The sequence below is a fragment of the Natronorubrum aibiense genome (genome assembly GCF_009392895.1).
In the GTDB taxonomy this organism is placed as follows: Archaea; Halobacteriota; Halobacteria; order Halobacteriales; family Natrialbaceae; genus Natronorubrum; species Natronorubrum aibiense.
Genome location: NZ_CP045488.1, coordinates 2,633,653 through 2,659,573, shown reverse-complemented (window position 1 = coordinate 2,659,573; position 25,921 = coordinate 2,633,653). Strand labels below are relative to the sequence as shown.

23 protein-coding genes are annotated in these 25,921 nt (G+C 63.1%); 13 read left to right on the top strand and 10 right to left on the bottom strand.

Annotation, left to right across the window (positions count from 1 at the left end):
• Position 1: 1 nt before the first annotated feature.
• Positions 2–1,906 carry a 2-oxoacid:acceptor oxidoreductase subunit alpha gene (locus GCU68_RS13125; RefSeq protein ID WP_152942317.1) on the bottom strand — a complete coding sequence of 635 codons (1,905 nt, stop codon included), beginning with the start codon at positions 1,904–1,906 and terminating at the stop codon, positions 2–4.
• A gap of 381 nt (positions 1,907–2,287) precedes the next feature.
• On the opposite strand from GCU68_RS13125, the gene GCU68_RS13120 reads away from it, so the two are divergent.
• A complete protein-coding gene (locus GCU68_RS13120; protein ID WP_264373462.1) occupies positions 2,288–4,051 on the top strand; it encodes a 2-oxo acid dehydrogenase subunit E2 in 1,764 nt (587 codons plus the stop codon).
• A 26-nt stretch (positions 4,052–4,077) separates the two neighbouring features.
• Here the strand turns inward: GCU68_RS13120 and GCU68_RS13115 are convergent, their stop codons facing one another.
• From GCU68_RS13115 to aroC, 5 genes are all read right to left on the bottom strand, one after another.
• Positions 4,078–4,587, bottom strand: a complete 510-nt coding sequence (locus tag GCU68_RS13115) for a VOC family protein (protein WP_152942313.1) — start codon at positions 4,585–4,587, stop codon at positions 4,078–4,080.
• Between the two features lie 70 nt (positions 4,588–4,657).
• The gene (locus tag GCU68_RS13110; protein ID WP_152942311.1) at positions 4,658–5,683 is read right to left on the bottom strand and encodes an NAD(+)/NADH kinase; all 1,026 of its coding nucleotides are present in this window, start codon (positions 5,681–5,683) and stop codon (positions 4,658–4,660) included.
• 5 nt (positions 5,684–5,688) lie between these two features.
• Positions 5,689–6,696: an alpha-ketoacid dehydrogenase subunit beta gene (locus GCU68_RS13105; protein ID WP_152942309.1), complete on the bottom strand. Its 1,008-nt coding sequence runs from the start codon at positions 6,694–6,696 to the stop codon at positions 5,689–5,691.
• Positions 6,696–7,739 (bottom strand): thiamine pyrophosphate-dependent dehydrogenase E1 component subunit alpha, encoded by a 1,044-nt coding sequence (locus GCU68_RS13100; RefSeq protein WP_152942307.1) that lies wholly within the window; start codon positions 7,737–7,739, stop codon positions 6,696–6,698. Before GCU68_RS13100 ends, GCU68_RS13105 begins: the two co-directional genes overlap by 1 nt.
• Before the next feature lie 234 nt (positions 7,740–7,973).
• A complete protein-coding gene (gene aroC, locus GCU68_RS13095) occupies positions 7,974–9,125 on the bottom strand; it encodes a chorismate synthase (RefSeq protein ID WP_152942305.1) in 1,152 nt (383 codons plus the stop codon).
• Positions 9,126–9,329: 204 nt separating this feature from the next.
• Here aroC and GCU68_RS13090 point away from each other — a divergent pair, with 204 nt between their 5' ends.
• Positions 9,330–9,881 (top strand): hypothetical protein, encoded by a 552-nt coding sequence (locus GCU68_RS13090; protein ID WP_152942303.1) that lies wholly within the window; start codon positions 9,330–9,332, stop codon positions 9,879–9,881.
• 299 nt (positions 9,882–10,180) lie between these two features.
• Positions 10,181–12,547 carry a PAS domain-containing sensor histidine kinase gene (locus GCU68_RS13085; RefSeq protein ID WP_152942302.1) on the top strand — a complete coding sequence of 789 codons (2,367 nt, stop codon included), beginning with the start codon at positions 10,181–10,183 and terminating at the stop codon, positions 12,545–12,547.
• A 492-nt stretch (positions 12,548–13,039) separates the two neighbouring features.
• Here GCU68_RS13085 and aroA read toward each other — a convergent pair whose 3' ends face one another.
• Both aroA and GCU68_RS13075 read right to left on the bottom strand, forming a co-directional pair.
• A complete protein-coding gene (gene aroA, locus GCU68_RS13080) occupies positions 13,040–14,332 on the bottom strand; it encodes a 3-phosphoshikimate 1-carboxyvinyltransferase (protein WP_152942300.1) in 1,293 nt (430 codons plus the stop codon).
• A gap of 68 nt (positions 14,333–14,400) precedes the next feature.
• A complete protein-coding gene (locus GCU68_RS13075; protein WP_152942298.1) occupies positions 14,401–15,549 on the bottom strand; it encodes a LolA family protein in 1,149 nt (382 codons plus the stop codon).
• Between the two features lie 126 nt (positions 15,550–15,675).
• Here GCU68_RS13075 and GCU68_RS13070 point away from each other — a divergent pair, with 126 nt between their 5' ends.
• A complete protein-coding gene (locus GCU68_RS13070) occupies positions 15,676–16,863 on the top strand; it encodes a M24 family metallopeptidase (protein WP_152942296.1) in 1,188 nt (395 codons plus the stop codon).
• Positions 16,864–17,089: 226 nt separating this feature from the next.
• Here GCU68_RS13070 and GCU68_RS13065 read toward each other — a convergent pair whose 3' ends face one another.
• Together GCU68_RS13065 and GCU68_RS13060 are read right to left on the bottom strand one after the other, a co-directional pair.
• Positions 17,090–18,127 carry an NAD(P)/FAD-dependent oxidoreductase gene (locus GCU68_RS13065; RefSeq protein ID WP_152942294.1) on the bottom strand — a complete coding sequence of 346 codons (1,038 nt, stop codon included), beginning with the start codon at positions 18,125–18,127 and terminating at the stop codon, positions 17,090–17,092.
• Between the two features lie 102 nt (positions 18,128–18,229).
• Positions 18,230–18,961: a GNAT family N-acetyltransferase gene (locus tag GCU68_RS13060; protein ID WP_152942292.1), complete on the bottom strand. Its 732-nt coding sequence runs from the start codon at positions 18,959–18,961 to the stop codon at positions 18,230–18,232.
• Between the two features lie 174 nt (positions 18,962–19,135).
• On the opposite strand from GCU68_RS13060, the gene GCU68_RS13055 reads away from it, so the two are divergent.
• From GCU68_RS13055 to GCU68_RS13015, 9 genes are all read left to right on the top strand, one after another.
• On the top strand, positions 19,136–19,981 hold the full coding sequence (locus GCU68_RS13055) for a prephenate dehydrogenase/arogenate dehydrogenase family protein (RefSeq protein ID WP_152942290.1): 846 nt from the start codon (positions 19,136–19,138) through the stop codon (positions 19,979–19,981).
• The gene (locus tag GCU68_RS13050) at positions 19,978–21,528 is read left to right on the top strand and encodes a small ribosomal subunit Rsm22 family protein (protein WP_152942288.1); all 1,551 of its coding nucleotides are present in this window, start codon (positions 19,978–19,980) and stop codon (positions 21,526–21,528) included. Before GCU68_RS13055 ends, GCU68_RS13050 begins: the two co-directional genes overlap by 4 nt.
• A gap of 54 nt (positions 21,529–21,582) precedes the next feature.
• Positions 21,583–22,389 carry a 5'/3'-nucleotidase SurE gene (surE, locus tag GCU68_RS13045; RefSeq protein WP_152942286.1) on the top strand — a complete coding sequence of 269 codons (807 nt, stop codon included), beginning with the start codon at positions 21,583–21,585 and terminating at the stop codon, positions 22,387–22,389.
• A 96-nt stretch (positions 22,390–22,485) separates the two neighbouring features.
• Positions 22,486–22,716, top strand: a complete 231-nt coding sequence (locus GCU68_RS13040; protein WP_152942284.1) for a SelT/SelW/SelH family protein — start codon at positions 22,486–22,488, stop codon at positions 22,714–22,716.
• A gap of 201 nt (positions 22,717–22,917) precedes the next feature.
• Positions 22,918–23,745: an IS5 family transposase gene (locus tag GCU68_RS13035; RefSeq protein WP_152942282.1), complete on the top strand. Its 828-nt coding sequence runs from the start codon at positions 22,918–22,920 to the stop codon at positions 23,743–23,745.
• Between the two features lie 106 nt (positions 23,746–23,851).
• Positions 23,852–24,541 carry a helix-turn-helix domain-containing protein gene (locus GCU68_RS13030; RefSeq protein WP_152942280.1) on the top strand — a complete coding sequence of 230 codons (690 nt, stop codon included), beginning with the start codon at positions 23,852–23,854 and terminating at the stop codon, positions 24,539–24,541.
• Between the two features lie 74 nt (positions 24,542–24,615).
• The gene (locus GCU68_RS13025; protein WP_152942278.1) at positions 24,616–24,960 is read left to right on the top strand and encodes a DUF7344 domain-containing protein; all 345 of its coding nucleotides are present in this window, start codon (positions 24,616–24,618) and stop codon (positions 24,958–24,960) included.
• 114 nt (positions 24,961–25,074) lie between these two features.
• Positions 25,075–25,461 carry a helix-turn-helix transcriptional regulator gene (locus GCU68_RS13020; RefSeq protein WP_152942276.1) on the top strand — a complete coding sequence of 129 codons (387 nt, stop codon included), beginning with the start codon at positions 25,075–25,077 and terminating at the stop codon, positions 25,459–25,461.
• 270 nt (positions 25,462–25,731) lie between these two features.
• Positions 25,732–25,878 (top strand): DUF1328 domain-containing protein, encoded by a 147-nt coding sequence (locus tag GCU68_RS13015; protein ID WP_152942274.1) that lies wholly within the window; start codon positions 25,732–25,734, stop codon positions 25,876–25,878.
• Positions 25,879–25,921 lie beyond the last annotated feature (43 nt).

Below are 25,921 nucleotides of genomic sequence, written 5' to 3'. Positions count from 1 at the left end.
GTTAGTCACCTGCTGCGGGTTCGATTCGGACCTGTGCAGTCGGTTCACGCTCCTCCTCGGCGACGTTGACCTCGTAGCCCTCGACGACCTCGGCGGGTTCGAACGGGTTGCCGTTGTACTTGAGGAGGCTTGTCAGTTTCTCGCCGAAGCGACCGAGTTCCTTCTGGATGAGGCCGCGGAACTGGGCCGTGGCGTTCATCTCGACGACCATCGCCTCGTCGACGCTCTCCAAGAACTCGGTCATCTCCTTCTCGGGGAACGGCATCATGTCGGAGACGGTGATGCCTTTGACCGAGTGGCCGTCGTCGTTCAGACGCTCGACGGCTTCGGCGACGGCCCCGTGGCTCGAGCCCCACGTGATGATCCCGTAGTCGGCCGTCTCGTCGCCGTAGTAGGTCTGGTTCGAGGGGTGTTCCTCGTCGAGTTCCTCGCGGATGGAGTCGAGTTTCTCGATACGGCGGGTCATCTGGTAGACCCGGTTGTCCGGATCTTCGCTGATGTGGCCGACGGGCGAGTGTTCGTTCCCGGTCGCGAGGTAGCGCCCGCCTTTCTGGCCGGGCAGCGACCGTTTGCTCACGTTCTTCTCGTTGTCGTCGTAGCCGAAGCGTTCGAACTTGCCGGAGGCGTCGTGGGCGGCCTCGAGGAGTTCCTCCTCGGTCAGCGTCGTGCCCAGTCCGGGTTCGGGCTCGCGGTCGAAGAACTCGACGTCGACGTTCGTGTTCTCGCCGGAGAGCTTCTGGTCGTAGATGATGATCGTCGGGATCTGGTACTCCCAGGCGATGTCGAAGGCGAGTCGCGTCTGCTCGTAGGCCTCCTCGATGGTGCCCGGCGCGAAGACGACGCGCGAGGAGTCGCCCTGACTCGTATAGAGCACGAACTCGAGGTCTCCCTGTTCGGGTTTGGTCGGCATCCCCGTCGATGGACCGGCACGCATCGATTCGACGAGCACGAGCGGCGTCTCGGTCATCTCGGCGAGGCCGAGCGGCTCGGACATCAGCGCGAAGCCGCCACCGGAGGAGCCGGACATGGCCTTGACACCAGCGTGGCTGGCACCGACGGCCAGTGCGGCGGCCGCGATCTCGTCTTCGACCTGCTCGGAGATCCCGCCCATGTCGGGGAAGTTCTGACTGAGGATGGTGAAGACGTCCGTCCACGGCGTCATCGGGTAGCCGGAGATGAACCGACAGCCACCGTCGATCGCGCCGTAGGCGATCGCGTTCGAGCCCGACAGCAGCGCCTGCTCGGTCTCGTGGGTGCCTTCTGGGGCACGCAGATCGTGCTCGAAGTCGTACTCCTCGATGGTCATCTCGTAGGCCTCGTGGAGGATCTCGAGATTCGCCTCGAGGATGTCGTCGCTCATCGCGTCCGACATCAGGTTCTCGATGTGCTCGAGTTCCATGTCGAGCAGTGCGGCCGTGACACCGACCCCAGCGGTGTTTCGCATGACTTCACGGCCGTGTTCCTTGGCGAGGCTTCGAAGGTCGATCGGGAAGACGTGCCAGTTGTTCTCCTCGGCACGCTCCTCGAGGTTGATCGCCTCGACGTCTTCCTCACTGATGAGGCCCTCGTCGTAGACGATGATCCCACCTTCTCGGAGTTCGTCCAGGTTCTCCGAGAGTGGTTTGATCTCTTCGTTGCCGTAGAAGGCCTCTTCCTGCGGGTTGCGGGCGAAGGAGTCGCCCAGCGAGAGCAGGAAGTTGTAGCCGTCCCCGCGTGACTGTACCTCGTGGTCTGCGGCCCGAATCTCGACGTAGGTGTGGCCGCCGCGGATCCGTGACGGATAGTGGCGGTGGGTAAAGATGTCGAGCCCCGAGCGCATCAGCGCTTTCGCGAAGTTCTGGCTCGTCGAGTCGATTCCGTCGCCGGAACCGCCTGCGATTCGCCAGATGAGTTCGTCGTCGCTCATAGGTAAATCAGTGGCCTGTGGGCCAACCGTACCGGAATTTTGCCCTACTGAACCTAAAGCCTTTGCTATACATTGCCATACATCTATCGTGAAGAATGAACAACCATCCAAATATGATGTCCTCGATGCCGATACTGGGTATTGATAACGAATAACAATTCACAATTCACCATCTCTCGTCCTCGCTCGCAGCCCGTCTCTACCCACTCCGTTGACGGTTCGTCTCACCGCGCAAGTGGTTTCGGCGGTCCGTCGCCACTCCGTCGTATCAGTGAGATAACCATACTTCACGAGCGCAAAGCCACCAGCACACTTTATGTGGTTGTTATGCTATGATGTCTCATGGGTTATATCGTCAGGATGCCGAAGCTGGGTCTGGAAATGGAACGCGGCGAACTGCTCGAGTGGCGGATCGACGCGGGTGCGACCGTCGAGGAGGGCGAGGTGATCGCGGAAGTCGAATCCGAAAAGAGCATCGCCGAGGTCGAAGCACGGGAGAACGGTGTCCTGAGGGAGACGTATCTCGAGGAGGGCGGGACGGTCCCCCCCGGCACGCCGATCGGAATCGTCGCGCCTGACGACGCCGACATCGCCGATCTCGAGGCAGAGGCGTCGGCCGACATCGAGGAGGCGACGGGCGAGACGGCGGCCGAGGAGCCAGCAGCCGAGGAGTCGGCGGCCGCAAGCGCCGACAGCGGTGCGACGAGCGACACGGCAGCCGCGACGGCCGACGACGAGGTCAGAGCCTCGCCACGGGCCCGCGAACGTGCCGCCGACCTCGAAGTCGACCTCTCGACCGTCGAGGGGACGGGCTATCAGGGCTCGATCACCGAAGACGACGTCGAAGCGGCCGCCGAATCGGGCGGGGCCGCCGAAGCGGACATCAACGCATCCCCACGCGCACGCAAGCGCGCCGAAGAGCTCGGTGTGGACCTCACAACCGTTGAGGGGACGGGCTATCAGGGCTCGATCACCGAAGACGACGTGGAAGATGCGGCCGGCAGCGGCGGGCGAACGCCAGTCGAGACGCGGCCGTTCAGCGGGATGCGCCAAACCATCGCCAGCCGCCTCGGCGAAAGCTATCGGGAAGCCGTTCACGTGACGGTCCACCGTGAGGCCGACGCCGAAGCACTGTTCGAGGCTACCGACGCCGCGGACGACGCCCTCGAGACCGACGTCTCGATTCAGGACCTGCTCGTACTCGCCATTTCGGCGACCCTCGAGGACCATCCCGAATTCAACGCGACGTTCGAGGACGAGGTCCACACACTCTGGGCGGAACACAACGTCGGCCTCGCCGTCGACGTCGAACACGGGCTGATCGCCCCCGTGTTACACGACGTCGGGAACAAGTCGCTCGAGACGATCGCCGACGAACGGCGCGACCTCGTCGGATCGGCCCTCGAGGGCGAGTACACGATGGACGACCTGCAGGGCGGGACGTTTACGGTGACGAATCTCGGCGTCCTCGGCGTGGAGTCGTTCGACCCGGTCATCAACCCGCCGCAGGTCGCCATTCTCGGCGTCAACGCGATTTCGGAGGCCCCCACACGCGGCCCGAACGACGACGTTGAGTGGCGACGACAGCTCCCGCTCGATCTCTCCTTCGACCACCGCATCGTCGACGGGGCCGACGCCGCTCGCTTCCTCGAGACACTCGTCGAACACCTCGAGGAGCCGTGGTCGCTGCTGCCCGATGAAATCAGCGCCGGAGCAGGCGCGGGAGCGGGCGCGCCGACGGAAATGCCCGAGCGCACGGTCACGGCACACAACCCCGACGGCATGGCCGGCACGATCGAAGCCGGCTCGTTCGAGTGGGACTACGACGAGCCCGAGGAGGCCGGCGGCACCGAAACAGGGCCGACGCCGGTCGACGTCTTCCTCGGCTCGCTCGCCGCCTGTCTGTCACTGAGTATCCGGTTCCAGGCCGGCAAGCGCGACACGCCGGTTGCTGGGATCGACGTCACGACGACGGCCGAGCCCGAACACGGCTCGGTCGAAGTCCTCGAGGCGACGGTCAAACTCGAATCCAATGCCGACGACGACACCCTTGATCGGCTCGTTACCCTCGGCGAACGGGGTTGTCACGTCTCGCAGCTGGTTCGAGACGATCTCGATCTCGAGATCAGCTGGGAGCGAGTCTGACGCCGGCGGCAGAATCGTCCGCTCGCCTACTCGGGGTAGGTCATCTCCGGTTCGGGAATCGAGTCGACGTTCGCCGCCGTCTCGAAGATCGTCCCGTTTAGTTCGTCGGCAGTGTCGAAGTACCAGTACTCGACGCCGTCGAAGTTCCCGCTCTGGATCACGGGCATCCCGGCCTCCTCGAACGTCTCGACGACGGCGTGTGGATCGTCGAAGGCGAAACAGGCGACGTGGTGTAGCCCTTCGCCGTGTTCTTCTAAGTGTTCGGTGTAGATGCTCGGTCCCTCGAGCGGTTCGATCAACTCGAACATCGTCTCGCCGAGTTGGGCCAGCGCCAACCGCATCGAGTACTCGTGGGACTCCCCGCGGAAGGTGCGGTCAGTCAGCGCCGGCGGCTCGAACCGATACACTTGCCACGGGCCGACCCCGAGCAGCCCCTCGAAGCGGTCCATGCCGTCCTCTAAGTCTTCGACGACGAACGCGACCTGTGAGAGCTCCGGGATCTCGACGTCCAACTCTGGTATGGTATTTCCAACCATAGTGGCCTGTCCACACCGGTCAAAATAGTGTTTATTGTACTCTCGAGCGAGTGAACCGTTCGCTCAGCGATCAGTCCTCGGTCGGCTGTAGCCGCCCGGCGTGCTCGAGCGCGCCGACGTCGACGGCGGCCGACAGCGTCGCGTCGACGTCGACGAGTCGCGGACCGTCGGGGACGGGCGTGAGCTCGACCGTCGTTTCTGTGAGCTCGAGTTCGCGCTCGCCGTCGGCCCCGACGACGCCGTCGGGCACGTCGAATTTGGCGGGTTCGTTCCACTCGAGGCGCTCGAGTGACTCGATCCCGACGGTCGCGGTGACGCCCGGAGCGAGTACCGCACGGACGGTCCGCACAGCGTCGTCGGGCTCGGTCAACCGAACGGCGACGCCGCCCGGTTCGGTCGGCTCGAGACACTCGACGGCCCCCGCGATGGCGGCGAGCCCGATATCGCCCGGGTGGGCCCGCGAGACGACGCCGCCGCGGAGATCACTGGGATCGAGCAGCGCCCGCGTCCCGATGAACGACTGCGCGGAAACCTCGGCGGCCGCGAGCGCCGAGAGCCGTTGTGTGCCGCCTGCGGTCTCCGCGCGGGCTTCGATCATCCCGTGGCGCGTGGTCGCGTCGGCCGCCGGAACCGCACCCGTCGCGAGGAGCGCCGCAGCGACGCCCGCGACGGTGCCGTCGACGGCCGTCGGCACGACGTTGTTCGTCCCGGTCGAGACGGCGACCACGGGCACGTCACCGATCTCGCAGGCGACGTCGCGGGTCGTCCCGTCACCCCCGAGGGCGACGACGACGTCGACATCGTCCTCGCGAAACCGGCTCGCCGCCCGGCGCGTGTCGGCCGCGGTGCTCTCGACCGTCATCTCGAGGGGGTCGACCGCGAGCCCGTCGGGAGCTTCCTCGAGGACGTGGTCGGAGATGCCCCGTCTGTCGGGCATGACTGCCACGTTCGGGGGCTCGGAAACCGCCGTCAGCCCGTCTAAGACGCAGGTCGCGACTCGACGCTTCGCGTAGTTGTCGACGACGCTTGCGCCACCCGTGAGCCGCCGGATATCGCGGCCCGCAGCGGGGTTGACGATCAGTCCGACGCGGCTCACGATGGCTATGTCACCCGCTGGATCGCTTCACGGACGTCGTCGCCGGTTGGCAGGACTTCCTGCTCGAGTGGCGGACTGAATGGGATGTGCGTGTCGGGCGTGCCGACGCGCTGAATCGGCGCGTCGAGGCTGAAGAAGGCCTCTTCCTGAACGCGAGCGACGATTTCGGCGTGGGTGCCGTAGGACAGCGGGCTCTCGTCGGCGACGATGAGCCGGCCGGTCTTCTTGACGCTCTCGACGATGGTGTCGATGTCGAGCGGGTACAGCGACCGCGGGTCGATCACTTCGACGCTCGTGTCGTTGGCCATGTTTTCGGCGGTCTCGAGCGACTCGCCGACGAGCCGTTGGGTCGCGACGACGGTGACGTCCTCGCCCTCGCGTTCGATGGCAGCCTCGCCGAGCGGGACGGTGAAGTCCTCGTCGGTCGGCACCGCGCCTCGTTGCTCGTATATCATCTTGTTCTCGAAGACGAAGACGGGATCGTTCGAGCGGATAGCCGCTTTTGTCAGCCCCTTCGCCGACGCTGCGGTGCCGGGGGCGACGGCTTTCAGCCCGGGGAAGTGGGAGATCCACGAGTGGATCGTCCCCGAGTGCTGGCTCGCCGCACCCATGCCGCCACCTTCAGTGGTTCGGACGGTGACCGGCATCTCCGCCTTGCCGCCGAACATGTAGCGCATCTTCGCCATCTGGTTCATGATCTGTTCCATCGCGACGCCGGTGAAATCGGAGAACATGAGTTCGACGACCGGCCGCGTGCCGGTCGCTGCGGCACCCGTCGCTGCGCCCATGAACCCGGCTTCGCTGATCGGCGTGTCCTTGATCCGCTCCGAGCCGAAGTCCTCGTAGAGATCGCCCGTTACCTCGAGGACGCCGCCGAAGACGCCGATGTCCTCGCCGATGAGGAAGACGTCCTCGTCGCGCTCGAGTTCCTCGCGCATCGCCTGTCGGATCGCTTCTCTGACGGTCAGTTCCTCGGTTTCGGTCTCGAGTTCGGATTCTACCTGTGCAGTCATTATCGGTCACCTCCCGGGCGGCCGCCATCGGTGCGAGCGGCGCTGGCGAAGCGTTCGATCTCCGGTGGCATCTCCGCGAACATGTCTTCGTAGGCCTCGTGGGCGTCCGGTGCTGGGGCGTCCTGTGCGTACTCGACCGCCGCATCGATTTCGGCCTCGATGTCGGCCTGCAGCTCGTCGAACTCCTCGGCGGTGAGTTCGCCGCGGTCGATCAGTCGCTCTTTGAACGACGCGATCGGGTCGCGCTCCTGCCAGCGTTCGATCTCCGCGTCGTCGCGGTACGGTTCCTCGTCGCCCTCGTAGTGGCCGCGGTAGCGGTAGGTCTCGGCCTCGATGAGCGTCGGCCCGTCGCCGGCTCTGGCACGGTCTCGAGCCTCCGCAACGGCTTCTGCAACCGCAGTAATATCCATCCCGTCGATGGTCAGGCCGGGGATGTCGTAGGCCTGTGCCGTGTCGCTCAGGTTGTCGAGGTTGTGCTGGTTTTCGACCGGCGTCCCCTCGCCGTAGTGGTTGTTCTCGATGACGAAGACGGCGGGCAGGTCCCACGTCGCCGCGATGTTGATCGCCTCGTGGACCTGTCCCTGGGCCACGGCCCCGTCGCCGAGGAAGCCGACCGCGATCTGGTCGCGGTCTTGATAGTCGATCGACAGCGCCGCGCCGGTCGCCATCGGCGGCCCCGCACCGACGATACCGTTCGCGCCGAGCATCCCGGCGTCGACGTCCGCGATGTGCATCGAGCCCCCCTTCCCGTTACAGTAGCCGTCGGCCTTGCCGTAGAGTTCGGCCATCATGTACTTCGGATCCAGCCCCTTTGCGATACAGTGGCCGTGCCCGCGGTGGGTGCTCGCGATGTAGTCGTCCGGGTCCAGCGCGGCGCAGGTGCCGACCCCGACCGCCTCCTCGCCAATATACAGGTGAACGAACCCCGGTATCTCACCGTCTGCGAATCTATCCCCCGCCTCCTCGTCGAATGCCCGGATCGTTACCATCCGGCGCAATGCCTCGAGTCGGCCCTCTTGACTTGCTAGATCGAAATCAGCCATGGTGCATAATACCGTACCACAACGCCTAATATAAATGCTACCAATTACCACACGATGGTACAACGGGATTGTGTCTCTGTTCGGATCGTTCCTTGTGAAAATGAGCTATCGAAGGAACAAAACTGAAGCACGTAGTCGCTCAAAACGCCTGGTAGAGACGTGACACGGGCACGAGACGACAACTGTCAGCCCAGCAACCCGTAACGACTATCGACGATCGTGATGGTGCGGTCGCTACTCGTTTCGCGGGTTGCTTGGATGGTAATCCGTGTCGTACTTCCCGGGCTGGTTGTCGACGCGGTCGGGATTGAGCCGACCCGACAGGAGCATGAAATCGACGAGGGTGAGCGCGAGCATAGCTTCGACGACGGGAACGCCACGGGGCGGGAGCACGGGGTCGTGACGGCCGATGACTTTCTCTTCTTTGAGTTCGCCCGTCTCCCAGTCGGCCGTCTGCTGAGTCTTTGGGATCGACGTCGGCGCGTGCAGCGTAACCTCGCCGTAGATGGGTTCACCGCTCGAGATGCCGCCCTGAATGCCGCCGTGGTCGTTCTCGACCGGGACGGGAGTGCCCTCGTCGTCGAACTCCCAATCGTCGTTTCGTTCCTTCCCGGTCCACTCGGCGGCTTCGGTGCCGAGGCCGAATTCGAAAGCTGTCGCCGCTGGGACGGCCATCATGGCCTGCCCGAGTCGCGCGGAGAGGGAGTCGAATCGTGGCGCGCCGAGCCCGACAGGGACGCCCTGCGCCTCGAAGTAGATGCTGCCACCGATGGAGTCGCCTTCCTCCTGATACTCCGCGATCAGGTCCTGCATCTCGTCGGCGGTTTCGGGGTGGGCACACCGGACGTCGTTTTCTTCCGAGTGCTCAAGCATCTCCTCGAAGCTCACTTCGGGAGCCTCGACATCGCCGATCTGGTTGACGTGGGCCTTGAGTTCGATCCCCTCTCGCTCGAGGAGTTTCTTCGCGATCGCGCCCGCGGCGACCCAGTTGACCGTCTCACGTGCAGAGGAGCGGCCGCCGCCGCCCCAGTTGCGCGTGCCGAACTTCGCCGAGTAGGTGAAGTCGCCGTGGCTCGGCCGCGGCGCGGTGATGAAGGGTTCGTACTTTCCCGAGCGGGCGTCTTTGTTCTGGATGACCAGTCCGATCGGTGTCCCCGTGGTGTAGCCGTCCTGAATGCCGGATTTGATCGAGACGGCGTCGGGTTCGCCGCGGCTGGTCGTGATCATCGACTGGCCCGGCTTGCGCCGGTCTAGGTCCTTCTGAATGTCCTCTGCGGAGAGTTCGAGGCCGGCGGGACAGCCCGAGATGGTACAGCCCATCGCCTCCCCGTGGCTCTCGCCGAACGTGGTCACCTGAAAGAGGCGACCGAAGCGGTTGCCGTTCATTACGACCCACTCAGTGATGGGGACACTTAGCGGTGCATGGTTCGCCAATGCCCGAATTTGGGCTGCTGTCTTCGGCTACCGTCTTCGGCCGACTCGCTCGCGGCTCGCCGAACAGGGTCGGCGAACACTCCACCGGGTATTTCCGTCGCCGGCACTGGCCTGCCCAATGCCCTTTATCTCATCCCATGTCTGACGGGCTACACAATGAATCGTCGATCGTTGCTCGCTGGCGTCGGTTTCTCGAGTGTCGCCGCCGGGTTCGCCGGCTGTCTCTCCCTCAACGAGTCGTCGGACGACCAAAACACCGAGAGCGCTGCCGACGGGGCGGATGACGACCACACCGAGAACGAGCAGGAGTCCGGGAACACTGACGACGAAGCGACCGTCGAACCCCCGTCGGACCCGGACGACCCAGTCGGGCGATCGGTCATCGGCTCGCAGTCGAGCGACGACCCACCCCACCGCGTCCGACTCTGGAACCTCGACGACGAGCGCCACGCCGTCAGCCTCGAGATCGAATCTACTGACGGCTCGATCTCCTCGAGTGGCTCTTACGACCTCGATCCCGAAGCCCACATCGCCGTCTTTCTCCACGGGCGACACGACTTCGACGTGACTGTCACCGTCGACGACGAATCCGTCGACGCACCCGATATCGAGGCCGACTCGTTCGACGATCCCTGCCCGGCGACGGAGCTGTTCGTCGTCGCGGACGGCCTCGAGTCGACGACCGAATCCGAGTCGGATCACTGTTAGCAGCCGTTAGTAATACGGTTTCTTTACTCAGAATAAATGGTGAAACCCGCAGTCAGTACAGGTGAAGGTGTTACTGGAGCAGCTACCTACCTCTCGGATAGGCGTCAGAAACGACCTGCTGAATATAGAGCGGGTATCTTGCGCGAAGAGCATTTATAATTCTCCTCGTCTTATAATACAGCCTCCAACCGGGGAGGGTTTATCCATCTGTGTCGTAAGCAACTGAAGCAGTGACCGATTCACAATTGACAAATACACTTCGAGAGACCCTCGCCCTCTTCGAAGCGGGAGGGGCACCCATGACGACAACCGAGGTGGCCGAACAACTCGACCTCGGCCGCCGGAGCACCTACGAGCGCTTAGAACGACTCGTCGATCACGATCGACTCGAAACAAAGAAAGTCGGGGGAAACGGACGCGTGTGGTGGCAGCCATCCACGAACGGACAAGCGTTCACAAAGGTGCGGGAAAGGGATGCGGTAGACAGCGACCTCGGCAAGGTCTTCGATCGAATCTCGGACAGTTTCTACGCCCTCGACGAAGAACTCCGCTTCCGCTATCTGAACGACACCGCAGCAGACCTTTTTGGACTGGATGAGGACGCAATTGGTTCGGACATTCGTAACGAGAATCTCACGGAAACGTACGAGAACGCACTGTATGAGGCTCTTGAAACACAAAAGGCCGTAGTCTTCGAAGACTACTATCCTCCGTGGGACAAGTGGTTTCTGAACGCCATCTATCCCTCTGAATCGGGCCTGTCGGTCTACTCCCGCGGCATCACCGAACAGAAGCGACGTGAACAAGAACTGACCCGCTACGAAACGATCGTCGAAACGAGTCCAATCGGCATCACAATCGTTGACAGTGACGGCGAAATGCAGTTCGCCAACGACCGCGCTGAGGAGATCTACGGTCGGAGCAAAGACCAGATCAACGACCTCAGCTTTGACGATCCCGAGTGGACCGAAGTCGACGTTGACGGCGAACCACTCCCGGATGAGGAGAAGCCTTTCCCGCAAATTATGGAGTCCGGAGAACCCGTGTTCGATCATGTCAGTGGAATATATAGTCCGGATGGAGAACGAGTCTGGATCTCTATCAACGGAGCGCCGGTCTACGACGACCACGGAGAGATCGAGAGTGCTGTGTTCGCCATCGAAAACATCACCGAGCGCAAGGAGCGCGAACAGGCACTCAGGGAGAGCGAGGCGCGCTATCGGTCGCTGACGAATGACGTCCTCGACACATCAGACGTGGGAACGTTCATCCTGAATTCCGACTTCGAGGTCGTCTGGATCAACGAGGCGATCGAGGAGTTCTTCGGACTCGATCGCGAAGCGATCGTCGGTCGGGACAAACGAGCGCTCATCGAGGCGGAGATCGCGGGTATCTTCGAGGAGCCCGAACGGTTCGCCAACCGCGTGACCGCCACCTACGATGACAACACCTACACCGAGGAGTTCGAGAGCCACGTCCTCGGGGAGGGGAGCCTCGAGGAACGCTGGGTAAACCACTGGAGCCAGCCCATCGAGTCTGGGTTCTACGCCGGCGGCCGCATTGAGCATTACACTGATATCACCGAACGAAAGGAGCGCGAACGTGCGCTCGAGGAGTCCGAACGGCGCTACCGGACACTCGTCAAAAACTTCCCAAACGGTGCGGTTGGCCTGTTCGACGATGACCTGCAGTACACGGCCGTCGGTGGGGAGTTGCTGGACGCGACCGGTGTCTCTCCGGAGGATCGGATCGGAAACAGTGTCTACGACATCTATTCGGACGATATCGTCGATGAGGTCGAACCGCACTTCGAGGCTGCGCTAGAGGGCGAGGCGAATTCGTTCGAGGTCGAGTACAACGATCAAAATCTGTTCGCCTACACCTTGCCCCTCAGAAACGACGACGGAGCGGTGTTTGCGGGGATGCTCGTCGTCCAAGACGTTACCGAACGACGGGAGTACCAGCGCAAACTCGAGGAGTCGAACGAACGGTTAGAGCAGTTCGCCTCCGCCGCCTCCCACGACCTCCAAGAGCCGCTCCGAATGGTTACGAGCTACCTCCAATTAATCGAGGATCGATACGGCGATGAGCTCGACGAAGACGGCGAAGAGTTCATCGAGTTCGCCGTCGACGGCGCCGAGCGGATGCGCCAGATGATCGACGGGCTGCTCGAGTACTCGCGCATCGAAACGCGTGGCGATCCGTTCGAACCGGTCGACCTCGACGATGTCCTTGATGACGTTCGCGAGGATCTCCAAATGCGGATCGACGAAAGTAACGCCGAGATCACAACCGACGACCTCCCATGTGTAGATGGCGACGCCAGCCAGTTGCGCCAAGTCTTCCAGAATCTGTTGAGTAATGCGATCGAGTACAGCAGCGACGAGCCACCGCAGGTCGACATTTCCGCCACGCGTGATGACGAACGATGGATCATTTCAGTGCAGGATAACGGTATTGGGATCGATTTTGATGAACAGAAACGTATCTTCGAGGTGTTCCAACGACTGCATACCTACGAGGAACACTCGGGGACGGGCATTGGCCTCGCGCTGTCCCGGCGGATCATCGAGCGCCACGGCGGCGAGATCTGGATCGACTCCGAACCTGGCGAGGGGTCGACGTTCTCGTTTACGCTTCCTGCAGTACAGAATCAGGATGGGTGACCCCGCTTCACGTATCGTTCCCTTCGTCCGAACTTGGATTGAGCGATCACCACGCCGCTACGATTGGATACCATGCGTGAACCATACGCGCTGTCTATTCAGCACGCGCCTGTAAACATCTCTAGTAGATGCCAGAAATATCGGTGCCAAGTTCGCAGACGTAGTTACCGAATCACGGGTGCAGTTTCATACTTCGAGCTGAATACAAAAACCGTGCTACTGTGATAACAACTGAAACGATTTACACACACATCGCACTGTCCGCGGGTCTCGCTCGAGCCCTCGCTCACGCCGTTCGCTCACGGATCGTTCCTCCCCGTTCGCGTTCCCGCGGGTCTCGCTCACACCGTTCGCTCCGACCCGCACACGCTCCGACTCGCGCTCCCGTCGTGCGATGCGGTGTGCACTGACGTTCAGTGGCTACTATATCTACTGTGAGGACTCGCTGTTTCCATCGCAAAAAACGAGTTGCGATTCGAGCGAACGGAAGTGTCAGGACTGGCGCTCGAGCGAACAGCCGAGTTCCTCGAGCAGGCCGAAGAAGCCGGGGAACGAGACGTCGACGTGGTCGGCCCCTTCGACGGTCGTCTCGCCGTCGGCGACCAGCCCTGCGAGCGCGAGCGCCATGATGATCCGGTGGTCGGCCCGACCGGAGACGGTCGCGCCCTCGAGGGTCGAGTCGCTACCGTGGATCGTCAGCGAGTCGTGTTCTTCGGTCGTCTCGACGCCCATTGTGCCCAACTCCTCGGCCATCGCGCTCACGCGGTCAGTCTCCTTGTAGCGGACGTGCTCAGCGTTCGTGATGTGGGTGTCTCCATCGGCGACGGCTCCGAGGGTTGCGATCGTCGGCAGCAGGTCCGGCGTGTCCTCCACCGAAACTTCGATTCCCGACAGCGGGGCACTCGAGACGTCGATGGTTCCCGCCTCGCGGTCCCAGTCGACGTCGGCTCCCATCCGGTCGACGATGTCGACGATGGCCGTGTCACCCTGCGCGCTCGGATTGGCACCCTCGATACGGATACCGTCCTCGCTGGCGATCGCCCCCGCGGCGAGCGGGTACGAGATCGACGAGAAGTCACCGGGGACGGCGTACTCGCCACCGATGGGATCGTATGACTGGCCGCCCTCGACCGAGAACCCGTCGGCCGTCTGGCGCGCCTCGACGCCAAAGTCCTCGAGCACCTCGAGCGTGATATCGACGTACGGTGCGGACTTGAGTTCGGTCTCGAGGACGACGTCGATCCCCTCGTCGGTGACGGCGCCGGCCATCAACAGGGCGGTGATGTACTGCGAGGAGACGTCGCCCGGAATCGCGACCTCGCCGCCGGCGATGGGGCCGGTGACGACCAGCGGTGCCTGGCCGTTTCCGCGCGTACTAAACGCCTCCCCAGCGAGGTCGGCGATCGCCTCGAGCAGCGGGCCCTGCGGTCGGGAGCGCAGCGACTCGTCGCCCGTGAGGACGGTGGTGCCGTCGGCGAGGGCGGCCGCGGCCGTGACCAGCCGCATCGTCGTCCCGCTGTTGTCACAATTGATGACGTCCGCGGGGACGTCGGGTCGGCCGTCGAAGCCAGCGATCTCGAGTATGCCATCGTCGGCCCGCGAAACGGACCCACCGAAGAGATCGACGGCCCGCGCGGTGGCCTGCGTGTCGGCACTCCAGAGCGCGTCGCGGACCGTCGTCTGGCCCGCGTAGCCTGCAGCGAGGATCGCCCGGTGGGTGTAGCTCTTCGATGGCGGTGCCTGTGCCGTACCCTGTAGCCTCGAGGGCGTGATCGTGACGTTCATGCTCTGTCTGTGGGATGGGCCTGCCTTACCGGTACCGATCCGCACACTCGTTCGGGCCGATAGAGTGCTTACGGACAGCCGATCGAGGCCGCGATCTCGAGCAACGGTGTGTCGTCGGTCAGACTCGAGACCTCGTAGTTCAGGTCCTCGCAGGCCCAGAAGACGCTCTGAATCCGCCCGTCGCGACGGTAGGCCGTCCGGCCGTCGATCGTAATTTCCTCGAGGACATCGGGATTGAACCGCTGGACCTCGCGAACGGCGACGAACAGTTCGCGGGCGATCACGGTCGGGTCGTTGTACCACAGCATCGTTGTCGTCCCGAACTCCTCGCCTTTGTCGACGACGGTAACGCGATCGAGGACGTACGTCTCCGGAACGGCGGGCTCCGGCAGGCGATAGGGGAGGATTTTTTCGGCGGCTGCGCGGGTCTCGAAGACGCCCTCGGGTTCGGGGCCGTCGGTGACGACCGTCGCGTCCGCCAGCGGTTCGTAGGTGAACGTCTCCGGCTCGAGCCCCGTATCGATCGCTAAGTCCTCGTACGTGACGGCGACGCGGTGGCGCGTCTCGCCGTCGTCGCTGATCGCGTTTTCCTCCTTGATCGGATACCGGTACTCGTCGTCGATCCAGACGGTTCGGGAGACGTCCAGTTCCTCGAGATCGCCCGTCGCTCGCAGCGGGACGACGAACGTCGTGTCCCCCACGACGAGGTCGATCGTCGGCCCGATATCGTCGACCGGCGGTTTCGTCTCGATGATGTGGACCTCTCGGCCGTCGACGGTCGTCGTTCCCTCGTAGCCCAGTCGGTAGTCTTCGAGTACGTTCTCTAACACGCGTCGCGTCCGATCGGCGTCGACCTTGTTCGGGTGGTACTGCTTGTCGACGATCTCCGTCTGGGGGTTGTACTCCCACGTGATCGCGCGGTTCGTCACCGTGACCGAGCCGACCGGGACGCTCGGGTCGGTCGACTCGAGCACCTCGATGCGCTGCTTAGCCGGCGGGCGTCGAGCGACGGCTTCGGTTCGCTCGCGGGTGCCGGTGTCGGTTTCGACCGTCATCGTTCGGCGGGCCGTGAGGTCGGTCATCCCGCGGCGCGTCTCGATCGCATCCCGGACGAGACCCTCGGCGGTGGGCGACTCCTCCTCTTCGTCGGCAGTGTAGGTCACACAGCCGGCGAGTGCGGCTACTGCCCCCGTTGCCAGAAGCCGTCGACGGTTCATACACGTCAGATTGGATGCTTTATTGATAAGTGTGCGTGTTCGAATCTATCCGATCGATCATGAGATATGCCGGCGCACGCTGCTGGCAGCGAACGGTATATGTGGCCGCCCGTTAGACACCCGGCCATGAACGTAGACGTCGATCTGTCGCCACTGCACGAGTATCTCGAGGTCGAAAGCATCGACGGGTACTGTATCGACGCCGACGCGTCGGACGCCGACCAACGGTACGTCTCCGGCTTCACCGCACCGGACCCCTACCAGACGCTCGTGACGGCCGACGGCGTCCACCTGCTCGTCTCCGGCCTCGAGTACGGCCGCGCGAAGGCGGAGTCGAGCGCCGACTCGGTGACGCGCCGAGCCGCGTACGACTATCAGGAACTCGTCGCCGAACACGGACCCCACGAGGCCAAACACCGCCTGCTCGCGGCATTTCTCGACGACCACAGCGTCGGCTCGATCGCCGTTCCGCGGAGCTTCCCGACGGGAACCGCGGACGGGCTGCGAGCCCGGGGCCTCGAGGTCACGGTCGAACCCGAGGGCATCGTCGGCGACATTCGGGCGACGAAAACCGACTGGGAAATAGACCAGATCCGAGCGAGCCAGCGCGCCAACGAGGCCGCGATGGCAACCGCCGAGTCGCTGCTCGCGACCGCCGACATCGAAGACGGCGTGCTCATCTCCGACGGCGAACCGCTCACCAGCGAGCGTGTCAAGACCGAAATCGAAATTACCCTCCTGCGACACGGCTGCGGGCTCGACGACACTATCGTCGCCTGCGGGGCCGACGGCGCAGACCCGCACGATCGGGGGAGTGGGCCGCTCGAGGCCGACGAACTGATCGTGATCGACATCTTCCCGCGGGACAAGGAGACGGGCTACTTCGCGGATATGACTCGCACCTTCGCTCGCGGCGAGCCGAGCGAGGAGGCCCGGCAGCGGTACGAGGTGACCAGAGAGGCGTACGAGGCCGCCCTCGAGGCCGTCGAAGCGGGCGTCACTGGCGCGGACGTCCACGACGCGGCCTGTGACGTGCTCGAGACGGCCGGCTACGAGACCCTGCGAAGCGATCCGAACACCGAGACCGGCTTCATCCACAGCACGGGCCACGGCGTTGGCCTCGACATCCACGAGGCTCCGAGCGTCTCGCCCTCCGGCGGCGAGCTCGAGACCGGCCACGTTATCTCGATCGAACCCGGTCTCTACGACCCCGACGTCGGCGGCGTTCGGATCGAGGATCTGATCGTCGTCACCGAGGACGGCTACGAGAACCTGACCGACTACCGCGTGGGCCTCGAACCGACTGCCGAGTAGCACGAGCTTCGAACCAACTGCCGAGTACGAAGCGGATTCGACGTCGACTGCTGCGGTGGCGCGCGCTGGACCACGATGAGCGACGAGCGAATCGTGGTCCGATACTGCGCGAGGGATGAGCGAGCGACAGCGGAGCGAGCGAATCGGCTGGGGAGGACGTGGTAATCAGTGGTGCCAGTGTGAGCGGACCAATGGCTCGTCGTCACCAAACGCGACAGTCCACGTCCTACTCCTCACTCACAACGCGATCGCCGACCTCGAGTCCGTTCCGTAACGCAGCGTGCACCCGCGCCTCGCCGGCGACCCAGTCGCCCAGACAGTACAGCCCCTCGCCTTCGGCTCGCCGGAGCGGCTCCTGGTCGACCGCGGCCTCGGGCTGGGCGTAGCGCCAGCCCTGATGGTCGGTCCAGTCGGCCTCGAGCAGGCGCTGGTCGTCCAGTACGTCCGCACTCAGTTCCGCGAGCGCCTCGAGGTTCGCATCGGGATCGGCGTCGTAGTGGTCGACGGACCACTCGTGGTTCGCTTGGACGATCAACAGCGACTCGCCGTCGGGGACGTGGCCCGGCTTGCACTCCTCGCGGGAAATCCAGCCGATCTCGTGGGCTTTGTCCGTGTTGACCAGCGCGTAGTAGGGCACCTCGAGGTCGAACGGGTAGTGCAAGACCCCGGTCCAGATCGTTCGGTAGGGGACGGCGTCGACGGCCTCGAGCACCGATTTGCGCCGGTCGCTGTCCCACTCGGCCGTCCGTACCAACTCGGCCGTCTGTGGTGCTGGAGGGTTCAGGAGAACGACGTCGAAGGGGCCCCATACCGTGCCATCAATGTCCTCGAGATGCCACGTCTCACCATCCCGCCGAAGCGTTTCGACGCGCGTCTCACGGTGGATCGTCGCGTCGGTGCGAGCAAAGAGGCGTTTGGCGAGTTGAGTCAGCCCCTCGCGGTACGTCCACTTGTGCTCGTCGGCGTCACGGCCTTCTGACACCTCGCCATCGGTGTCGAACGTCCAGATCGGCTCCGTGATGTCGACGAGGCCGTCGGTCTCGAGCGTGTCCGTGAGCAGCTCGACCACGCGCTCGTCGTCGGCTTTGACGTAGTTCGCGCCGTAATCGTATGTTACCTCGTCACGGCGTCGGGTCGCGGCCCGGCCACAGAGTCCGCGGGATTTCTCGAGGACTGTCACCGAGACGTCCTCGCGCGCAGTTTCGATCCGAGAGGCCGCGGCTGCGGCGGCGACACCAGCGCCGACGATACCGATCCGTGTCATAGCTGATCCTCCGAGGTGCGCACGGAAATAGGCCGAGCCAACCAGTGTCACGTGCCGGTGTTCACGCGAGCAGCGAAGCGCGGGACGATGGCGCGACAGCCGCTACAGTTCGCGGGCCATCATCACCTCGTCGACGAGGTCGCCATCGATCGCGTAGTGGTCCCGGCGGATCGCCTCGGTATCCCAGCCGTGGTTCGTCAGGAACTCGAGGGCGCGATCGTTGGTGATCGGCACGCTGTTGTACAGCTTTCGGTAGCCGTTGGCTTCGGCCCACTCGAGGCCGCGCTCGAGGAGTTTGCTGCCGATGCCGTGGCCGCGGTAGTCCTCGCGGACGCCGACGGTCTGCTGGGCGGTGCCCTGCATCTGTTCGATCTGCGGGAGATCGAGATGCGTCCAGCCGACGACCTCGCCGTCGACCGTCGCGACGAAGAACATCCGGGACCTGACGGTGTTGTGTCTGGTGACGGTGTCGTCGTACAGCAGTTCCTCGGCGATGGTTTCGGCGACGACGTACGTCTCCTCCGAGGTGACGTCCCGGATCGTGTCGATGAGCCCGTCGAAGTCGGATTGGCGACCCGGCCGGATGACGAACTCGATCCCGTCTCGCTCGTGTTCGGTCACCGCGCCGAACTCGAGGGCGATCCGGAGTGTCCCACCCTCCTCTTGGAGATAGCCGTCGGTTTTCAGCGCCTCGAGGTTCGACTGGAACTCCTCGGCCGAGAGCGACACGACGTCTAACAGCTTGTGTCGCTTGACGGTCCCGTTGCGCTCGACGTATTCGTAGAGACGCCGCTTGGCGTCCGATGTAAACGTTGGCCGTTCGGTCGCTCCCATAGGGCACGTACGCAGACCGATGATTTAGATCTTGGGTGATGTTATCATCCACCAATCGTGACGGCCGAGCGAGGACGAAACTCGAGTCGAACGGACGATACGTCGATCGAGCGGACGGTCCCGTGAGACGATCGATCGAACGCCTTTTGCAACGTCGGGGGGTAGATGGCGGCGATGGACGTACTGATCGTCGGTGCGGGCGCGATGGGGACGTGGTTCGGCCGGGCCACGGACGCCACCGTCACGTTCGCCGACGTGGACGAAGACGCCGCCGCCGCAGCCGCCGATGCAGTCGGTGACGACGCCGAGACCACCGCGCTCGAGGGCACGGACAGCTACGACGTGGTCTGTCTCGCCGTCCCGATGGGCCACGTCGTCGCCGCGATCGCCGACCACGCCGGCCGGGCCGACCGCGCGATCGTCGACGTCTCGGGCGTGATGGGACCCCCGCTCGAGGCGATGGCCACGCACGCACCCGACCTCGAGCGAGCGAGCTTCCACCCGCTGTTCGCTCCCGAGCGGGCCCCCGGCTCGATCGCCGTCGCGAGCGACAACCCCGGCCCGACGATCGACGCGCTGCTCGAGAACCTGGTCGACCGCGGCAATGACCCGCTCGAAACGACCGCAGCCGAACACGACGAGGCGATGGAGACGGTGCAGGCGGCGACCCACGCCGCCGTGCTCTCGTTTGCCCTCGCCGCCGAGTCGGTTCCCGACGGGTTCGAGACGCCGATTTACGACGGCCTCCGAGAACTCGCCGAGCAGGTGACCGAAGGCACGCCGCGTGTCTACGCCGATATTCAACAGACCTTTGCCGGTGCCGAGAAAGTCGCCGACGCCGCCACAAAGATCGCCGAGGCCGACCCGGCGACACTCGAGTCGCTGTACCGCGAGGCGGCCACACAGTGGCACGGCGAGGACGCAGCCGACGGCGCGGCTGGCGAGCGGTCGACGACCGAAACCGACGCGATCGATGCGGCCGACGTACCCGACGAGACCGATGGAGGATCTACAGAATGAGTGACCAGCGAGACGCCGTCCGATCGAACGCCGCGTATCTCCGCAACGTCAGGCCGATCGATCCCGAGGAGATCTGTGACTACATCGAGGGCTCGCCCCACCCAGCGGTCGTCCGCCAGCACCTCCGGGAGCTGGCGGTCGACCTCGGCTTACTCGAGCGCGAGGACGGAACGTTCGTCCCCGTCGCCGAAGAGCCGGTGTCGCCACGGCGCGGCCCCGTCGAGCGGTTCCCTGCGGCGTACGAACGCCGCCTCGACGACCTGCTGGCCGATCGCTACGGCGTCAACTGGCACGAGGACGCGACCGGCGACCTCCTGCGCTCGACGATTCGCCGGTTCAAAGCTCACTACCTCGAGGGCCGGCCGGTCGAGTACGACGACGACGTCGCCGCCGGCTACGCGATCTACCACCTGCCGGGGTACTACGCCGCCGTCCAGTACGCGCTGGACGATCTCGCCGAGCGCGGCCTGCTGGACCGGACGATGCGTGTGCTCGACCTCGGTGCCGGTGTCGGCGGGCCAGCACTCGGGCTCTGTGACTACGTGCCCGACGACTCACTGCTCGAGTACCATGCCGTCGAACCCAGCGCGGCCGCGGACGTCCTCGAGGACCTGCTCGCGGAAACGGGTCGAAACGTCCACACCACGATTCACCGGACGACTGCAGAGGCGTTCGATCCGGCAGCCGCTATCGCCGACGGCGACGGGTTCGATCCGACGGCCCCCGACGACGGCTTCGACCTCGTGCTCGCCTGTAACGTGTTGAGCGAGGTCGACGATCCGACGGCCGTGCTCCGCTCGGCGCTCGAACTGCTCGCACCGACCGGGACGGCGCTCGCGATGGCTCCCGCCGACAAGAACACCAGCGTCGGGCTTCGCCAGATCGAACGCGACCTCGAGGACGAACGCCTCTGGGAGCGCGACGAACTGGGGCTCGCCGACGAGGACGACACCGACGGCCGACACGGTCGCGTGACCGTCTACGGCCCCACCGTTCGGCTCTGGTCCGGCGAGCGACCTACCGACCGCGGCTGGTCGTTCGATGTCCGCCCCGACCTCGAGGTGCCCCAATTCCAGCGCAAACTCGACGCGGCGACCCCGGCCGACGACGACGAGCACGCCCCCGGCGAGTTCGTCAACGTCGACGTCCAGTTTTCCTACTCGCAACTGCGCCTCGACGGTCGACGACGCCACGAGCTGGCCCTCGAGACCCGCGATTGGGCGAAGATGGCCGACATGGACGCCCACGTAACCAACCGAATCGACCTCGTCGCCGCGAAGCTCAGTCGCTCGTTGAGCGAGTCCGACGGGGACGACGGCCGCGGTCGAGGCGACCGGCCGAACCCGCTGTTCAAGATCAGCGACGGCAGCGAGTCGATCGACCACTACGCCGTCCTCACGAACGAAACCGAACTCAACCGGCCGTTGCTCGAGACCGACTACGGCGACCTCTGTTCGTTCGAGCAGGTCCTCGCGCTCTGGAACGACGACGAAGAAGCCTACAATCTGGTCGTCGACGAGAACACGATCGTCGACCGCCTTCACTGATTGCGGGTTCGAAAAAGCGGTGGTCTTTTCGCCCCAGCCTTCGACTCGAGTGGTATGAGCGACCCCCTCGAGATCCTGCTGACGAACGACGACGGGATCGACAGCACCGGCATTCGGGCACTCCACGATGCGCTCTCCGAACACGGAAACGTGACCGTCGTCGCTCCCGCAAACGATCACAGCGCCTGCGGGCGAGCACTGTCACACGAGGTCGACGTCAGCGACCACGAGCTGGGGTACGCCGTCCACGGAACACCCGCCGACTGCGTCGTCGCCGGGCTTGCCGAACTCGGGCCGTTCCCAGACATCGTCGTTGCGGGCTGTAACAAGGGGGCGAATCTGGGCGAGTACGTCCTCGGCCGCTCGGGAACGATCAGCGCCGCCGTCGAAGCCGCCTTCTTCGACGTCCCCGCCATCGCAACCTCGATGTACGTCCCTGCCTCGGGGTCGTCACTCAGCGAAATCGACCTCGACGTCGACGATTACGCCGAAGCGACCCGCGTGACGAGCTATCTCGTCGAGCACGCCCTCGGGGCCGGTGTCTTCGATCACGCCGCGTACCTCAACGTCAACGTCCCCCTTGCCGAGGGCGACCCCGCACCCTTCGAGGTCACGCACCCCTCGAAGCGATACGAGATGGATGCCGAACGAGACGGGAACCGCGTCCACCTCAAAGATCGCGTCTGGGAGCGAATGGACCCCGAAACGCTGCCTGATCCCAAGGGAACAGATCGCCGGGCTGTTGTCGAAGGACGCATCAGCGTCTCCCCGCTGATAGCCCCCCACTCGACGAACCACCACGAGGCACTCACCGCGCTCGCGGAGACGTACCCTGACACGATCGATCGGCCATCCCCGTGAGTCAGCGCCTGTCGATCAGGAATATCCGTGATCGTTGCTCCGAGTCGACCGTCGTACGACCGAACTGATTTGTAGCGGGATGGTGAATCCTCGAGTATGACGAGCGTTGAAATCGAGTACTGCGTGCCGTGTGGGTTCCTCGAGCGTGCCGAGGCCCTCCAGCACGCCCTCCTGTCGACATTCGGCGACCGACTCGAGGCAGTAGCGCTCGTGACCGGCGAGAACGGTGTCTTCGCCGTTCGCGTCGACGACGAGGTCGTCTTCGAAAAAAGCGACGCAGCATACGACGTCGACGAAATCGTGCGACAGGTGCGTGATCGACTGTGAGCGCGACGGGTGCTCGGCTCGCCTGTCGATTCGATGACGTGATAACTGACTTGCGGGTCGCAAGGCCGCCGCTATTCGCCAGCGGAATCGTTAGCAAACCTACACCGAACTAATCAGCGACAGGGATATCGAATGAAATACAATAACATGGCCCTGTTGAAATCCTCGGAGAGTTACAGCTTCGAGTAGTGGGTTGACCGAATGCAGACTCTCCCAAAATCAAGGTTGCTTCAATTCGTAGAGAAGGCATTTCACTTAGCTCAACGAGCTACGGCCCGATACTCCTCCAAGTTCTCGAAGCAACGCTACACGCTCCACCAACACATCGTTCTGCTCTGTCTGAAAATCCGCAAGAACACGTCATACCGTACACTTCTTGACGAACTCATCGAGATGCCACGTATTAGAAACGAAATTGGTCTCGCTGAAATTCCATCGCCGTCAACACTGTGTAAAGCGTTCCATCGCCTTGAGATGGCTGTGTGGCGTGTGCTTCTCAATCTCTCGGTCGCGTTGCTCCCAACCAATGGTGTTGTCAGCATTGACGCGTCAGGCTTCGATCGAAGCTATGCATCCAAGCATTATACGAAACGAGCGAAACTCACTATCAAGCAGTTGAAAGTCACACTCTTGATCGATACCAAAGCGAACGCTATCCTTGATATTCACGTCACAACGACCCGAAAACACGATTCACAGATCGCTCCATCACTCATCAGGCGCAATCGCAACAGCATCCGTATCCTGCTCGGAGACAAGGGATACGACGACCAGACAATCCGATCGCTCGCACGGGAATATGAGATACGTCCACTCATCAAGCATCGGGAATTCACCTCACTCCACTACGCGTGGAATGCGCGGATGGACACTGATCTCTACGGGCACCGCAGTCAAAGTGAAACGGTTAATTCCGCTCTCAAACGGAAGTACGGTGCCTTCGTACGGTCACGGTACTGGTGGAAACAGTTCCGTGAACTCGTCATCAGGTGCGTTGTCTACAATATTGAGATCGATCTCTCCAACTAATCGGCTCACAGAGAGCGTTACGAGACAGTGACCCAGCGGTCATCTGCAATCAAACCAGTGATGAGTTCACCGGTGAGGTCTATGCCGCTGGGCGCATACCGACACTATGAGTGTCGTCGCCGAATTCACTGTCGATGCAGACCAGTTTCAACTCGGTAACACCCTCTCGGGCGTACCGGGTATCACCTTTGAACTTGAACGGTGTGTCCCAACAGGAGACCTTGCTCTCCCGTTCCTGTGGGCTACCACAGAAGAAGACCTCGACGAGGTGGTGGAAACGTTTGAAACGCAACTCCTCGACAGTCAGTATGTCAAGAAAATTCTGGCTCTCGATAAGATAAAAAACGGAATATTCTACCGAATCTCGTGGACAGATCCTACAGAGGATCTCCTCGATGCGATCATTACCTCAGACGCGACTATCCTCCAAGCACGCTCCGAGCAGGGAACGCGATGGGAGTTCAGCGTTCGGTTTGTGGATCACGATAAGTTGGCGTTGTTTCAAAACACCTTGGCTGATCACGAGGTCAGAATCCATATCGACCGTATCTACACGTTCGCCGAGGAGACCGATCACCGACGACAGTTCGATCTTTCGTTCGAACAACGGGAAGCGTTAGTGCTCGCAGTTCAGCGAGGCTACTTTGCGACGCCGAGCAAAGTGAGTCTCGACGAGTTAGCGGACGAACTCGGTATTACAAAACAGGCGGTCTCGGCCCGCATTCGGCGTGCCAACGAGAAAGTTCTCGAAACGACGTTGCTCTCCTCGGCAGTTGCGGAGCGTGGTGGTGATTAACTCCCACGGGAAATAAAAGGGCTTGACTCGTCAGTGAACACCCTTACTCGTAGTTGCTCCGGACTGAAACCTGCATGGCAAACGACGATCCGGCCTCGACGGACAAGACATCACTAAGCGAGGTCTTCGATGTGCTCACCCACGGTTCCCGGCAACGGATTCTCTTGGAACTGGTCGATCACAATCCACGGACTGCGGCTGAATTCGAGGCCGAAGAATTCGCCGGAGGGGAGGGCAATCACGACACGCTCAAAATTGAACTCCACCACGCTCATTTGCCCGCTCTGGCGGACGCGGGGTTCATCAACTGGGACTCCCAGACTGGGACAATTACCCGCGGGCCCCGCTTCGGTGAAATTGAGCCGCTTCTCACATTGATTGACGACCACCAAGAAGAACTCCCGACCGACTGGCCGTAATCCACCAGCGCCGTTTGGGCGTTTAACGTGTCAGACCTGAACGGTTTCAACAAAGCCAATAACATCGGAGATGCGCGTTCGACGAGCGACAGGTTCCATGGAAAGTGAGTAACAATGGTATTCAACACACTCTGGGCCCGACTGTCGTCTCTCTGGTCGACGGATTCGACGGATGAGACCGCTGATGACGGATCCACGAGCACGGCAGAGGACGATACCGACGACGAAACGCTGAGTTATGCGGAGGAGATCGAGTACGGGGTCGACGAACGGGAACTGCCCGACGAAGACAAGATTCTCAGGCTACTGGTCAAACGCGGGGGCCGTGTCGACCGAGCGACCGTTCGCGAAGAAACCGGCTGGTCGGACGACCACCTGGCCGACGTCATCGATCGGATGGAAGACGACGGTCAGGTCAGTGCGATCACCGTCGGCCGCAAGCAAGTGATCTGCCGGCGCGGCTTCGAGCCCAAAGGATACCGCTCACATCTAAACGAGTAGCGGGTCGGATACTATTCGCTGTCGGTCAGGTACCCTGTTCGACCGCTCTCGTGTTCCGATTGGCCGCTGTGCCCGTCGACAGGGATACACTCGGGGAACACCACGATTCAACCCACGGCGACCGCCCCGTCACGGTCGGCGTCCACTCGAGGCCGTCCGACGACACAACGGGTTATGGACCGAGAACGAGAACCACAACTGCCCGGTGTGACGGCCGGTTCGGCACAGGCAGGCCGAATCGATTTCCGCTAGACGGCACTTGGTTGGGACATGCTCGAACTCGCGCTGCTGTTTTTCGTGATCGCACTCGTCGCCGGCGCGTTCGGCGCAACCGGCGTCGCAGGGTTCTCGATGGCAATCGCGAAGTGGCTGGTCGTGCTCTTTCTCGTCCTCGCGGTCGTGTCGCTACTGCTGTGAGGCGAGCGGCTTGCTGAACGAGCACGTTGGCATCGCTGTCGCC